The organism is Ruegeria sp. ABF4_144, from assembly GCF_056160045.1.
The window spans coordinates 2,220,454-2,233,814 of the sequence record NZ_JBSWWK010000001.1 but is presented as its reverse complement, the minus strand read 5'-3'; the positions used below and the strand labels follow the sequence as shown (position 1 = coordinate 2,233,814).

The following is a 13,361-nucleotide window of genomic DNA, read 5'->3' as shown; positions in this document are numbered from 1 at the left end:
TCACCTTGCAACATACGCTCAAATCTCCGATCACGTTTACAGGCGTCGGGCTGCACAGCGGCAAGCCTGCGACGATGGTCCTGAAACCGGCAGCCGCCGGTCACGGCATCTGGTTCAAACGGACGGATATCGAGCTGGGTAATGCGTTGATCCCTGCGATCTACGACGTGGTTGAGCGCACGCCGCTTTGCACCCGTCTGGTGAACGAAGCAAACGCCTCGGTGTCGACTGTCGAGCATATCATGGCCGCGCTGGCCGGATGTGGCGTGCACAACGCGCTGATCGAGATCGATGGCCCCGAAGTTCCGATCATGGACGGTTCGTCGATTGATTTCGTGCGTGGCATCATGGCCAAAGGCGTGCGCCGTCAGGCTAGCCCGGTTCTGGCCTTTGAGGTTCTCAAGCCGGTAACCGCGTCGCGCGAAGGCGCTAGCGCATCGATTGCTCCGGCGGACGGTTTGATTATCGATTTCCACATTGATTTCGAAGACGGCGCGATTGGCAGCCAAACCAAGCGGCTGGACATGCGCAACGGCTCGTTTGCGCGTGAACTCAGCGATTGCCGCACCTTCTGCCGCCGTACCGACGTCGAAGCGATGCGTGAAAACGGCCTGGCCTTGGGCGGCACACTGGAAAACGCTGTTGTCGTACAGGGTGACGAAGTCCTGACCCCAGGTGGTTTCCGCCACGCAGATGAGGCGGTGCGCCACAAGATGCTCGATGCTTTGGGTGATCTGTATCTGGCAGGTGGTCCGATTCTTGGCCACTTCACCGGTGACAAATCCGGCCATGCCATGACCAACACGCTGCTGCGCAAGCTGTTTGAAACACCTGGCGCGGTGCGTCCGGTTTTGTGCAGCCCCGAACAGGCCGCGCGCCTGCCCGGGCAAGGGCTTGTCTGGGACGAAATCCCTGAAGTTGCCTGATTAGATCAACTCGAACGACAATTCCGCCAGCTGGCGTACTAAGGCGTTTTGCCCCGGAACTATATGTGCTAAACCCAAGCCCAATCCGGGGATTACCCCAACAAGCAATACGACAAGGATAGGCGGAATGGTTGGCACCAAAGCGGCAGTCAGAATCGCGGGCGCGATAATTCTGACAGCAGTTTTGACGGCGTGCAGCGACAAAGGCGCAGACCGCAATCAGAACCTGGAAGGCTTTACGCCGGAACAGATTTTCACACGTGGTGAGTTTGAGCTGTCGCAGAATCGCTCGGATGATGCGGCGTGGTATTTCTCGGAAGTGGAACGTCTGTATCCTTATTCCGATTGGGCAAAACGCGCGCTGATCATGCAGGCGTTTTCGTTCCACACGGATAAGAACTACGAAGAAAGCCGGGCGGCTGCGCAGCGCTACATCGACTTCTATCCGACGGACGAAGATGCGGCTTATGCGCAGTACCTTCTGGCGCTCAGCTACTATGACCAGATCGATGAGGTTGGGCGCGACCAAGGCCTAACCTTTCAGGCGCTGCAATCACTGCGGACGGTGATTGAGGTCTATCCTGACAGTGAATATGCTACTTCGGCCGTTCTGAAATTCGATCTGGCCTTTGACCATCTGGCAGGCAAAGAGATGGAGATCGGGCGCTATTACCTGCGTCAGGATCACTATACCGCTGCCATCAACCGATTCCGCGTGGTGGTTGAAGACTTCCAGACAACGACCCATACGGCTGAGGCGCTTTATCGTCTGATTGAGGCGTATCTGTCGCTGGGTCTGGTGGATGAGGCGCAGTCGGCCGGTGCGATTCTGGGTTATAACTACCAGTCGTCGGAATGGTACGACGCAGGCTACAAGCTGCTGACCTCGCGCGGGTTGGAGCTCAAGAGCCGCGGCAACAACTGGCTGAGCCAGATTTACCGCCAGACGATCAAAGGTGAGTGGTTGTAATCGCCATGGCTACAGGCGTGGGACGCTAAGACCCGATGCTGCGCGCCCTTGATATCCGCGACATGCTGATCATTGACCGGCTGGAACTGACGTTTCAGCCGGGTTTGAACGCGTTGACCGGGGAAACCGGCGCGGGCAAGTCGATCCTGCTGGATTCGTTGGGCTTTGTGCTGGGCTGGCGTGGACGGGCAGAACTGGTCCGTCAGGGCGCAGCACAGGGTGAGGTTGTGGCCGAGTTTGAACTTGCCCCCGATCACGCCGCCCATGCGATTCTGGCCGAGGCCGGTTTGCCCGGTGGCGAAGAACTGATCCTGCGCCGGGTTAACACTGCCGAGGGTCGTAAGACCGCTTGGGTCAATGACCGGCGTTGTTCCGGCGAGGTGCTGAGGTCGCTGTCTGAAACTTTGATCGAACTGCACGGCCAGCACGATGATCGCGGGCTGCTGAACCCGCGCGGGCATCGGACTATGCTGGATGACTATGCCGGTGTAGCGAAGCATCTGATGGCGGTTCGTGCTGCGTGGACCGAGATGTCGCGCGTGCGTAAAGCTCTGGCCGAAACCGAGGCGACGCTTGCCGTCATGCGTGCCGAAGAGGAGTTCCTGCGCCACGCTGTTGCTGAACTGGATAAGTTGGACCCGCAACCGGGCGAGGATGCCGATCTGGATGCGCGCCGCCGGATGATGCAGGGAGCCGAACGTATTCGCGACGACGTGGCCCGCGCCTTTGATCTGCTGGGCGGGGACGGCGCCGAAGGGGCCATGTCCGACGCCGTCCGCTGGCTGGAGGGCGTGTCTGACAACGCAGGCGGGCAGCTTGAGGAGCCGATCGCGGCACTTGGTCGTGCCCTGATCGAATTGGGTGAGGCGCAAGACGGCGTGAATGCTTGCCTTCAGGCGCTGGATTTCAACCCGGCAGAACTTGAAGCCGCTGAGGAGCGCCTGTTTGCCATCCGCGCGCTTGCACGCAAACATGACGTAGCCCCGGATGATCTGGGAGCGTTTGCCGAGACTCTGCGCGACCGCCTAAACCGATTGGACGCGGGCGATGCGGATTTGGCTGATCAGCGGGCCGCGGTTGAGACCGCTCAGGTCGCTTACGATAGTGCGGCCGCCGCGCTCAGCGCTGCTCGTCAGCAGGCTGCCGGGCGATTGGATGCTGCGGTGATGGCCGAGCTCGCGCCGCTGAAAATGGAACGCGCGGTATTTCAGACCGAAATCACCACAGCAGACCCCGGTCCTGAAGGCATCGATGCGGTGGCCTTTACCGTCGCCACCAACCCAGGTGCGCCGTCGGGGCCGCTAAACAAGATCGCTTCGGGCGGTGAACTCAGCCGGTTTCTGCTGGCGCTCAAGGTCTGTCTGACCGGTGATGACAGCGTGCGGACGATGATCTTTGACGAAATCGACCGTGGAGTTGGTGGTGCCACTGCTGATGCGGTGGGTCGGCGTCTGGCTTCGCTGGCGCAGGGCGGGCAAGTGCTGGTGGTGACGCACTCGCCACAGGTCGCGGCCCGCGCAGCACATCACTGGCGGGTGCAAAAGCAGGTCGCGGATGGGCAGACTTTGTCCACCGTTATTCCATTGGCCGACCCTGACCGCGTGGACGAAATCGCCCGCATGGTGGCTGGGGACACCATCACCGATGAGGCCCGCGCCGCCGCCCGCGCTTTGCTGGACGCCTGACGCTTTCCGGTCTTCAAACCGTCGCGATCCTACTTTTATCAGGGCGCTCCGTGGCTTACTAAAGGTAAAGACTTGATCCCCGAGGGCAAATGACCCAATCGACCCGCACTGTTCTGCGCAACCAGCTCAATCAGGCTTTGGCCGCGATGAAGGATGCTTGGCGGGTGATGCGGCGGCGCGGCCCCAGCCAGATCCAATTCTGGTTCATCGCACTGGCCATTGGGGTTGCTGCCGGGTTCATGGCGTTGGGGTTTCGCAAGGCAATTCGGTCGTTGCAGGCCTATGTCTATGATACCGAAGACATCCTGCTGCTGCACAGCCACGCCGAGAAACTGCCCTGGTTTCTGATTCTGATCATTCCGATCATCGGCGGCCTGATCGTGGGTCTCATCCTGCACAATTTCACCGATGACGGGCGGGTGCGTTCGGTCGCGGACGTGATCGAGGGTGCTGCGCTGACCAATGGTCGTGTCGAGGGCAAAGCGGGGATCGCGTCGTTCTTTGCCTCGCTGATTACGCTCAGCACCGGTGGGTCGTCTGGCCGAGAGGGACCGGTGGTGCATATGGCCGGGGTGATTTCCACTTGGGTCAGTGACCGAATCCACGCAGATGGCATCACTGGGCGCGATCTGCTGGGCTGTGCTGTGGCGGCAGCGGTCTCGGCCAGCTTCAACTCACCAATCGCCGGAGCATTGTTCGCGCTTGAGGTCGTGTTGCGCCATTTTGCCGTGCACGCTTTTGCGCCTATCGTGATCGCCTCGGTCGCTGGAACGGTGATCAACCGGCTGGAATATGGCGACGTCACCGAGTTCATTCTGGAAACCCCCGGATCGCTGCAATTCTATGTCGAACTACCCGCGTTCCTGATCCTTGGCCTGATTTGCGGCCTGGTGTCGCTGTTGCTGATGCGTTCAATCTTCTTTGCCGAGGATATTGGCACTCATATCCAAAACCGCCTTTCCCTACCGCGTTGGTTGCGCCCGGCGGTGTCTGGTGCGATGCTGGGCCTGTTGGCGATCTGGTTCCCGCATATCATCGGCGTCGGGTACGAGACGACGATTCGAGCCCTGACTGGTGATCTGACACTGACGGTGGCAATCCTGTTTGCAGTGATCAAAACAGTTGCGCTGGCGATCACCATGGGCGGGCGTATGGGGGGCGGGGTGTTCTCGCCCTCGTTGATGATCGGAGCCCTCACCGGGCTGGCCTTTGGCCTGATCGCCACCGGGCTGCTGCCGGATGTGTCCGGCACCCATACGCTTTATGCCTTTGCCGGGATGGGTGCTGTGGCCGCCGCTGTGCTGGGCGCGCCGATTTCCACCACCATGATCGTTTTCGAACTGACCGGAGACTGGCAGATCGGTCTTGCCGTGATGGTCTCGGTTTCGATGTCCACTGCGCTGGCGTCGCGCCTTGTGGACCGGTCCTTCTTCCTGACACAGCTGGAACGCCGTGACGTTCATTTGGCCGCCGGGCCGCAGGCCTATCTGCTGGCCATGCTGCGCGCCGGGGCGGTAATGCGGCCCATTGGCGATGCGAAGTCGATCACCAAAGACGAGGCGCTTGAGCTGATCGAACAGGGCCTATGTGTGCAGGCCAGCGCCACGTTGGAAGCGGCTATGCCCTATTTCGACCACGATGACATCCCCTGTATTCCAGTCGTGACCGTGGACGAAGATGGCAGCGAAAACCCGGTGGGCGCGCTCTATCATATCGATGCGCTCAAGGCCTATAACCGCGCGTTGGCGGCCACCGCGGCCGAAGAGCATTCCTAGCCGCGATACACCGTTGCCGCGTCGCCCAGATAATTGTCCCACGCGAACCAGTACGAGATATGCCCCGCGACCCGTGGCAGCCGGGTGCCGTCCGTTCCGATCAAGGCCTCTTCGGTCAGCGTCCATTTCTGACCCTTCTGGTCCACCAGCCCGCCATCCGAAGCTTTGAATTGGTGCGATTTCCTCTCATACGCGCGAACGGCGCGCTTGTCAGAATTGCCTATCAAAACCAGCGGTCGATTGGCAATCGCGTCATTAATAACGCGGGTATTGCTGAACGCCTGCAAAGGCCACGCCCGTGCCGCTCCGAACTGGCGGATGGTAAAAACAAAATCTTTTTGCCGATGCTGAGATTGATCGACCAGCGCCGGGAACATCAATTCGGGCGAGGCGAAATACTCGTTATACACGACCCCCGAGCCGTAGTTGCGCCGGTGTCCAGTGTTCAGTGACAGGACACGGGTGCCGGGGTGTGAGGCCTTCCAGCTTTCCCATGTTGTGATTACCACGGGGCGCTGTTTCAGCTCGATCCCGCTGTTGACCAACGGGCCTACGACGGGTTTGCCAGTATATTGGTTCCACAAAGAATGCGTTTCACGGTCAAACATGAGCTTATTTGATCGGTACAGGAACCCCGATGAGCCGAAGATCAATGGCTTTCGCCGCCCCGAGACCTGCGTTTCGAAAAGAATACCCGAGCCACAAAGAGTACAATAGGCCAGCGCCACCGGTACACCGCCAATCACCTCGTTGAACATTTCGTGCCAGCCCATGATGCGCAGCGGATAGGCGCGTTCATCTCCGTTGATCGAGACGCCAAAGACCAAATCGTCGTCTTTAAGATAATCTGCCCGCGCGGCCGATATCAGCTTCGGGTTGTCCAGAGACGGGATGCCGTCCTTATGCACACCACCCCAGGCGATCTCCTCCAGCCGAATTTTCATTTTGTCTCTCTGCAGGTATTCCGGGCGCAGGAAATCGTCGAAGTTCTGGTCGATACCAAGAAGTACTTCTCGCTTGAACGGGATCAACGAGGGGTGGGGGACAAGCTGCGGGTTTCGTTCCTGCCACAACATCCAGTCGAACCAATCGGTGCCGAGGTTTTCGCCGGTCAGGGCTTGCAGGACCTCTGCGATCTCGTCACTGCGTCGCCGACCATAGCGCATTCCGGTCAGCAGGGCGGGAACAACGTCGGGGCTGCCGCGCTGCACCAGAAAGGCCATGCCCTGTTCAAATTCCGCGTTACTGCCGTAGAGCGTGGATCTGACAGCCTCCAACACAGTATCCTGTTGCGCCCAAAGCGTGTTGGGCAACGCGGCGGCACCCAACAGTCCAACGAAACAGCGGCGTGTGATCGACATGGTATCCTCCGATGGTAGACGCGCACATTCTGCAGGGTCTGCCGTTCACATGCACTCAACAGCCGCGTGAGGTGGCGTGGCCATTCGCGAGCTTTATCCGTTGCCAAAAGGACCCTTGAAGCACATTCGCGGATCTCGGCAGTTGGAAACGGGCGGCCGGGTTGATACTGCCGGGAAATCCAGTTTCTATGTGCACGAGCAGCATCCTCACGCGCGTCGGCCAGCAAAACAACAAGAGGTCAGGGAATGAAATTTGTGAAACGGTTTTTGACGAGCCCGTTTGTCGTCGTGGCCTTAATAGCAGCGGTTGTCCTGCTGGTCCTTGAGGTCGAAGAGCTGCGCAAAAGACATGGGGGTGTGGCCCATACCGCGCCGGTCTTGTCTGACGATCAGACCACGCAGGTCGAAACCATATTCACCGCTCTGAACATGCGTGCACTGGATGTCCCGGTGGAACGCGCCGGCAGCGGTGGTGCGCTGGCCAGCCTGGGCAAAGATCTGCTGTTGATGACGCATGAAGGCGGGTTCTTTGAGGTCAGCGGGGACGAGGCCAACAAACTGGACATCGCCCCTCCGCCGAACGGATGGAAGGCCATGCTGGATTTTGAGGCTGCGAATCCAAACTTCAATTTCGCCCACTTCTTCTTTCGCTATAACGATGTGGATGTTGCAGACGGCGTACTGCTGGTCTCGTTTACTGAATGGGTCGAAGGTCAGAACTGCTACCGCACCTCGATTGCACGGGCGGACTTGAACGCAGGTTCTGCGGCGGACGTGTCGATCGGCGCGGATGACTGGAGCCTCGTGTTTTCAACAGAGCCCTGCCTTGCACCCAACGCGAACGGTCGCGCAATTCAGGGGCACATGGCCGGCGGGAGGTTTCGCGTAGACGCAGACGGAACGCTTTTTCTTGCGGCCGGTGACTATGCGCAAGACGGGATCTATGCGCCGGTGCCGCTGTCTCAGGACCCCGAGAAGATGTATGGCAAGGTGATCGCAATCGATCTTGAAACCGGCGAGAACCGCGTTGTCAGCCAAGGTCATTCGAACATGCAGGGCATCGCCTTTGACGCCGACGGTAAGCTGTGGACGGTTGAACATGGCCGGCGCGGTGGGGATGAGTTGAACCTTATTCGCGAAGGCAATGATTATGGCTGGCCGCAAGTGTCGCTGGGAACGCGATACAACCGGTTGCCGCTGCCCGACACGCTGGATTACGGGCGTCACCCTGAATTCGAACTGCCTGCCTATTCCTGGCTGCCGTCCGTCGCCATCAGTTCTTTAGCGCCCATCGAGGATTTTCATCCCGCTTGGGACGGCGATCTCATCGCCGGTTCACTGGCGGGCAACAGCCTTTTCCGCATCCGCACAAAGGGCGACAGCATCCTGTTTAATGAAACGATCCCGCTGGGATTCCGTATTCGGTATGTCCATCAACACGGTGACTCGATTGTCCTGTGGACGGATCAGAGAAAAGTGCTGCAGTTGACCGTTGGAGAGTTTGATCCCAGCTATCAGTTTGCTGTTTCGAAAATCGCGAGCCTCGACCTGTCCAAACAAAAAGCCGAAGCGGTTGAAACCGCGCTGGAAGGCTGCGCTGAATGCCACGGTTTCGGTGTGCTGCCCAGTGCTGGCGCCCCGTCCTTGGGTGAGGTTTTTGGACGCCAGGTCGCAGGATTGGCAGATTTCGACTATTCAGAGTCTCTGTCTGCTGTGGGCGGCGAGTGGGACCGAGACCAGCTTGTTGCCTTCCTCAGCAATCCGCAATCCGTAGCCGAGGAAACGTCTATGCCAGACCCCGCCCTCGATGACCCCGAGGTTATCGAGGCGCTTGTGGACATCCTGATCTCGCTGCGTCGTCAAGCCGAGTAAAATAAGAAGGGATCTACGCCCGGAAACAAAAAAGCACAGGCTCCGGGGCCTGTGCTTTTTTTATTCTAGACAGGCTGCCTGAGCCCCCGATAGGCTAGGTGGCCTAGATTTGCTCAACCTTCACCGACTCGATCGGATAAAAGGCCACATGGTCCTTGATCTCGGCCATGGCAGGGATCGGATCCTCATAGCTCCAGGCCGCGTTTTCGGTCACCGATGATTTGTTGACGATAGAGAAATGCGCCGCGTCCCCCTTATGCGGGCAATGCGTGACCTTGTCGGTCATGTCCAGAAATGCCATCGCAATGTCCGAGCGGGGGAAATAGATAACCGGGTTCAGATCCCCCTCCGACAATTCCAGGGCGCTGGTGCTTTCACCCAATATGGCGCCACCCGAACGGACACTCCATTTGCCCGGCAGCTTTCGGATCGTGATCTCAACCATTTCGCTCTCCTCGTCTATCCTGGGCCACTCCTCTGCCCTTTATATGTAACAGTCCGGTGTCAGACCGGCGCGGTTGCGGCATCCAACCACAGTTGAGCGTCATCGCCCAGTCTTGGCCGGATCTTTTCCGCAACGTCGCGGTGATATGCGTTCAGCCAGTCGCGCTCTGCCGTTGTCAGCATGTCGACGACAATCAAGCGCCGGTCGATGGGCACATACGTCAACGTGCGCCAGTTCAGCATGGCGCGTTCATCGTCGCCGCCGGGCAGGGTTGGGGCCTCTTGTACAACAACAAGGTTTTCGATGCGGATGCCGAATGCGCCCTCGCGGTAATAGCCCGGCTCGTTCGAAAGGATCATGCCGGGCTGCAGCGGTACATGGCTGACCTTGGACAGACGCTGTGGGCCCTCGTGAACGCTGAGATATGCACCGACCCCATGCCCAACGCCGTGATTGAAATCCTGTCCCGCCGCCCAGAGGGGTGCACGCGCGATGCCTTCGATGTCGCGCCCCGCCAGCCCAACGGGCCAGCGCAGCATTGACAGGTTAATCATGCCCTTCAACACGCGGGTGAAGCAGGACTTTTCTTCGTCATCCACCTCACCAATGGCGATGGTGCGGGTGATATCCGTGGTACCGTCCAGATATTGCCCGCCGCTATCGAGGACCAGAATCTGGCCATCCTCAAGGCGGCTGTCGGTCTCTTCGGTCACGCGGTAATGCATGATCGCACCATTGGGGCCAGTGCCTGCGATGGTATCGAATGAGATATCCTGAAGCGCATTGTCCTTGCGGCGGTTTTCCTCAAGCCGGGTGACCACCTGCGTTTCGGTCAGCGTTCTGGGGGCCTGTGCGTCCAGCCAGCACAGGGTTTCGATCACGGCCACCGCGTCGCGCAAATGTGCCTCGGCACTGCCAGCGATCTCCGAAGCGTTCTTGCAAGCTTTGGGCAAGGCGCAGGGATCGCCGCCATCAACCATTCGGTCCTGCAACACATCTGCAACCGCCTGAGGCAATGTGCCCAGATCGACTTGAACCTTGCCTTCTAGCTTTTCGACAAAGGTCAGAAACGTGTCGGGTGCATGGATCCGGACCTGATCCCCCAATGGCACCGTCAGCTTTTCCTTGGCCATGAACAGGTCCACTGTCTCGTCGGCGTTCAAAATGGCAAAGCCGTGCGCAACCGGGTTATAGCCGATATCCGAGCCGCGAATATTCAGCAGCCACATGATCGAATCCGGCAGCGTGATTGCAGCCGCAATACAGTCGGCCCCGCGCAGAGCCTCGGCCAACCGGGTAATCTTGCTATCAGCCGCTTCCCCGGCAAACTCGATCGGGTGCGCCTTGACCGGATTCATTGGTGGGGCGGGCTGGTTTTCCCACACCCGATCCACCAGGTTGTTACAGCGCTGCAGTTCAATCCCGGTGCCTGCCAGCTCTTTTTGCACGCTGGTGATTTGGCCAGCCGCATGAAGCCAGGGGTCAAATCCCACCTTGCCGCCGTCAGGCAACTGCTCTTTCAGCCAAGTGCTCAGGTCTATTTCGGGCCATGGTACAGGCGTAAACTCTGCTGCGACTTGCGCCTTCACCTGTGTCCGATAACGGCCATCGACGAACACTCCTGCTATTTCCGCCAAAGCGGCGCAAAACCCTGCAGAGCCGGTGAAACCCGTCAACCAGGCTAACCGCTCGTCCCGTGGGGCTACATATTCGCCCTGATAGGCATCCGCGCGCGGGATGAGGAACCCGTCCAGCCCCTCGCGCGCTATCTCTTTCCGCAACGCCGCCAACCGTGGCGGTCCTTGTTCCGGACGCGCGGTGACTTCAAAGGACTGAATCATTTCCTAACTCTCCCAACCCGGGCTTACCCCTTCATCTTTTTGGAAAAAACTCCCGCCGGAGGCAAGGCCAGCGCTAGCTGGCCTTTTTCATTCCCATCACCCGGGCCCGCGCCCGAGGATCGCTGTCGAACAGCGCGGCCAGTTGCTCGGTCATCGCACCCGCCAACTGTTCCACGTCTGTGATCGTTACCGCGCGGTCATAATAGCGGGTCACGTCGTGGCCGATCCCAATCGCCAGCAGCTCCACCATCTTGCGCTTTTCGACCATGGCGATCACATCGCGCAGGTGTTTCTCAAGATAATTCGCAGGATTGACGCTGAGTGTTGAATCGTCAACCGGCGCGCCATCGGAAATCACCATAAGGATCTTGCGCTGCTCGCGCCGGGCCAGCATCCGGCGATGCGCCCATTCCAGCGCCTCACCGTCAATGTTTTCCTTCAGCAGGCCCTCTTTCATCATCAGGCCCAGATTGGGTCGGGCGCGGCGCCAAGGCGCATCGGCGCCCTTGTAGATGATATGGCGCAGATCGTTCAGGCGTCCGGGTTGCTGCGGACGACCATCGTTCAGCCACGCCTCACGGGCCTGTCCACCTTTCCACGCGCGGGTGGTAAAGCCCAGAATCTCGACCTTCACGTTGCAGCGTTCCAGCGTCCGCGCCAGAACGTCGGCACAGATTGCGGCAATCGAGATCGGACGACCCCGCATAGATCCCGAGTTGTCCAGCAGCAGCGTCACTACGGTATCGCGGAACTCGGTGTCCTTCTCGACCTTGAAGCTTAGCGGAGTGGTCGGGTTGGCGACCACGCGCGCCAGACGGCCAGCGTCCAGAATGCCTTCTTCACGGTCGAACTCCCAGCTGCGGTTCTGTTGTGCCTGCAAGCGACGCTGCAGCTTGTTGGCCAACCGGCTGACCGCGCCCTTCAGCGGTTCCAGCTGCTGATCCAGATAAGCGCGCAGCCGCTCCAGTTCGGCTGGTTCGGCCAGATCCTCGGCGGCAATCTCTTCGTCATAGGTGTTCAGATACACCTTGTACTCGGGATCGGCCTCGGATGCTGGCGGCGGGGCAGGTGGTTCCAGCGGAGCTTCACCTTCGGGCATCTCGGCCTCTTCGCCCATTTCCTCATCGGCCATCTCATCCATCGAGACCTGAGCCTGAGACTGGTCCTGCTGTTCTTCCTGCGTCTGTTCAGGAGTCGCGTCGGCGTCCTGTTCGTCTTGATCGTCCTGACCGGTGCTGTCGGGATCAGGCTGTTCTTCGGCGTCGTCCTCGGCCTGATCTTCCTGCTCGTCGTCCAGTTCATCCGGATCGTCGCCCAGCTGGTCGCCATAGCCCAGATCCTTGATCATCTGGCGCGCGAACTTGGCAAACTCGGCTTGGTCCGAGAGGATGTTGTCCAGGTTTTCCAGCGTCCCGCCGGCCTGTTCCTCGATAAACCCGCGCCACAGGTTCATGATGTTTTCAGCCGCTGGCGGTAGGTCACGTCCGGTGGCCAGATGGCGGATCAGATAACCTGCGGCGACCGCCAAGGGCGCATCGGCAGGCTGTTTACACTGATCATAACCGCGGCGGATCGCTTCGTGCCCGATCTTGACGTCGATATTGGACGCAGTACCGGGCATATCCCGCGCGCCCATCGCCTCGCACCGGGCAACCTCCATCGCCTCATACAAATCCCGTGCCATGTCCCCCGGAGGGGCATAGCGCGCGTGGGTCGCATCGTCGTGATACCGGCGCTGCAATGCCAAGGCATCTGCGGTTCCGCGTGCCAACAGAACCTCTTCGCGCGTCATCCGACGGCTCACCTGCGGCAGGCGCATCGATTCACCCGACAGGCCCGATGGATCGACCGTGTAAGAGACGTTCAGTTCCGGGTCGTCAGCCATGACCTTGGTGGCCTCGGCCAGGGCCTTCTTGAACGGATCAGCGGGGTTGTCGTTGGGTTTGCTCATCGGCGGCAGGTCCGGTCTAGTTCTGTCCGGGCAACCTAGAGCCATTCCGGGGGCTTGACCATAGGGCCAACCCCGTTTTCCCATGAAACCAGCACGGGGTTTAAAGCAGAACCTCGCGGCATTCGGATATCCGGTGCGCAAGCTGCCGCTTCGCCCCTGCGGCGGTCCGCTCATCAAAGCTGTAGTCCATGTCGGCCAGCAGATAGGCTATCTCGACCCAGCCCCGCACACGCCAGCGTCCGGGTTCATGGGCCTCGACCCCTTCAGAAAGGGCCCAGGGCAGAATGGCGTCCAGCAATAGATCGAATTCCCGCTGCAAATCGGCAACCGAGGCGGCTTGTTCATCCATATGCCCACGTTGACGCGTGGCTAGCGCCTCGAGCCGTCCAGAGCAGATCGCAAACAGCTCGGCACGATCAGATGTTCCGGTGGGAAGCGCTTGCAGCGGCGTTGAAAAAGTCAGGGTCGCGACAGCGACTGCTTTAAGCACGTTATAAAATGACATGCATTGACGATAACATGAATATTGCTTGTA

At 59.6% G+C, this 13,361-nt stretch carries 10 protein-coding genes; 5 read left to right on the top strand and 5 right to left on the bottom strand.

The window, feature by feature from the left end; translation table 11 throughout:
- The first annotated feature begins 5 nt into the window (after window positions 1-5).
- The 4 genes from lpxC to ACXAGD_RS11175 all read left to right on the top strand — a co-directional run bounded on the left by lpxC (window position 6) and on the right by ACXAGD_RS11175 (window position 5,356).
- Window positions 6-926 carry a UDP-3-O-acyl-N-acetylglucosamine deacetylase gene (gene lpxC / locus ACXAGD_RS11190; RefSeq protein ID WP_475210614.1) on the top strand — a complete coding sequence of 307 codons (921 nt, stop codon included), beginning with the start codon at window positions 6-8 and terminating at the stop codon, window positions 924-926.
- A gap of 127 nt (window positions 927-1,053) precedes the next feature.
- Complete coding sequence (locus tag ACXAGD_RS11185) at window positions 1,054-1,896, top strand: outer membrane protein assembly factor BamD (RefSeq protein WP_475210612.1); 843 nt, start codon at window positions 1,054-1,056, stop codon at window positions 1,894-1,896.
- A 35-nt stretch (window positions 1,897-1,931) separates the two neighbouring features.
- The gene (gene recN / locus ACXAGD_RS11180; protein WP_475210611.1) at window positions 1,932-3,581 is read left to right on the top strand and encodes a DNA repair protein RecN; all 1,650 of its coding nucleotides are present in this window, start codon (window positions 1,932-1,934) and stop codon (window positions 3,579-3,581) included.
- Window positions 3,582-3,670: 89 nt separating this feature from the next.
- A complete protein-coding gene (locus ACXAGD_RS11175) occupies window positions 3,671-5,356 on the top strand; it encodes a chloride channel protein (RefSeq protein ID WP_475210610.1) in 1,686 nt (561 codons plus the stop codon).
- Here the strand turns inward: ACXAGD_RS11175 and ACXAGD_RS11170 are convergent.
- A complete protein-coding gene (locus ACXAGD_RS11170; protein ID WP_475210608.1) occupies window positions 5,353-6,717 on the bottom strand; it encodes a DUF3179 domain-containing protein in 1,365 nt (454 codons plus the stop codon). The two genes, ACXAGD_RS11175 and ACXAGD_RS11170, sit on opposite strands and share 4 nt — an antisense overlap.
- Before the next feature lie 246 nt (window positions 6,718-6,963).
- Here ACXAGD_RS11170 and ACXAGD_RS11165 point away from each other — a divergent pair, with 246 nt between their 5' ends.
- Window positions 6,964-8,589, top strand: a complete 1,626-nt coding sequence (locus ACXAGD_RS11165; RefSeq protein ID WP_475210607.1) for a PQQ-dependent sugar dehydrogenase — start codon at window positions 6,964-6,966, stop codon at window positions 8,587-8,589.
- A 103-nt stretch (window positions 8,590-8,692) separates the two neighbouring features.
- Here ACXAGD_RS11165 and ACXAGD_RS11160 read toward each other — a convergent pair whose 3' ends face one another.
- The 4 genes from ACXAGD_RS11160 to ACXAGD_RS11145 form a co-directional block, all read right to left on the bottom strand.
- A complete protein-coding gene (locus ACXAGD_RS11160; RefSeq protein WP_475210605.1) occupies window positions 8,693-9,034 on the bottom strand; it encodes a DUF427 domain-containing protein in 342 nt (113 codons plus the stop codon).
- A gap of 59 nt (window positions 9,035-9,093) precedes the next feature.
- Window positions 9,094-10,875, bottom strand: a complete 1,782-nt coding sequence (locus ACXAGD_RS11155; protein WP_475210603.1) for an aminopeptidase P family protein — start codon at window positions 10,873-10,875, stop codon at window positions 9,094-9,096.
- A 73-nt stretch (window positions 10,876-10,948) separates the two neighbouring features.
- The gene (gene cobT / locus ACXAGD_RS11150; RefSeq protein ID WP_475210602.1) at window positions 10,949-12,826 is read right to left on the bottom strand and encodes a cobaltochelatase subunit CobT; all 1,878 of its coding nucleotides are present in this window, start codon (window positions 12,824-12,826) and stop codon (window positions 10,949-10,951) included.
- 100 nt (window positions 12,827-12,926) lie between these two features.
- A complete protein-coding gene (locus ACXAGD_RS11145; protein WP_475210600.1) occupies window positions 12,927-13,331 on the bottom strand; it encodes a hypothetical protein in 405 nt (134 codons plus the stop codon).
- Between the last annotated feature and the right edge of the window lie 30 nt (window positions 13,332-13,361).

What these genes read in the sequence shown, in the direction of transcription:
- ACXAGD_RS11185 (WP_475210612.1), top strand. Translation starts at nt 1,054, where the DNA reads ATGGTTGGCACCAAAGCGGCAGTCAGAATCGCGGGCGCGATAATTCTG.
- recN (WP_475210611.1), top strand. Translation starts at nt 1,932, where the DNA reads ATGCTGCGCGCCCTTGATATCCGCGACATGCTGATCATTGACCGGCTG.
- ACXAGD_RS11175 (WP_475210610.1), top strand. Translation starts at nt 3,671, where the DNA reads ATGACCCAATCGACCCGCACTGTTCTGCGCAACCAGCTCAATCAGGCT.
- ACXAGD_RS11170 (WP_475210608.1), bottom strand. Translation starts at nt 6,717, where the DNA reads ATGTCGATCACACGCCGCTGTTTCGTTGGACTGTTGGGTGCCGCCGCG.
- ACXAGD_RS11165 (WP_475210607.1), top strand. Translation starts at nt 6,964, where the DNA reads ATGAAATTTGTGAAACGGTTTTTGACGAGCCCGTTTGTCGTCGTGGCC.
- ACXAGD_RS11160 (WP_475210605.1), bottom strand. Translation starts at nt 9,034, where the DNA reads ATGGTTGAGATCACGATCCGAAAGCTGCCGGGCAAATGGAGTGTCCGT.
- ACXAGD_RS11155 (WP_475210603.1), bottom strand. Translation starts at nt 10,875, where the DNA reads ATGATTCAGTCCTTTGAAGTCACCGCGCGTCCGGAACAAGGACCGCCA.
- cobT (WP_475210602.1), bottom strand. Translation starts at nt 12,826, where the DNA reads ATGAGCAAACCCAACGACAACCCCGCTGATCCGTTCAAGAAGGCCCTG.
- ACXAGD_RS11145 (WP_475210600.1), bottom strand. Translation starts at nt 13,331, where the DNA reads ATGTCATTTTATAACGTGCTTAAAGCAGTCGCTGTCGCGACCCTGACT.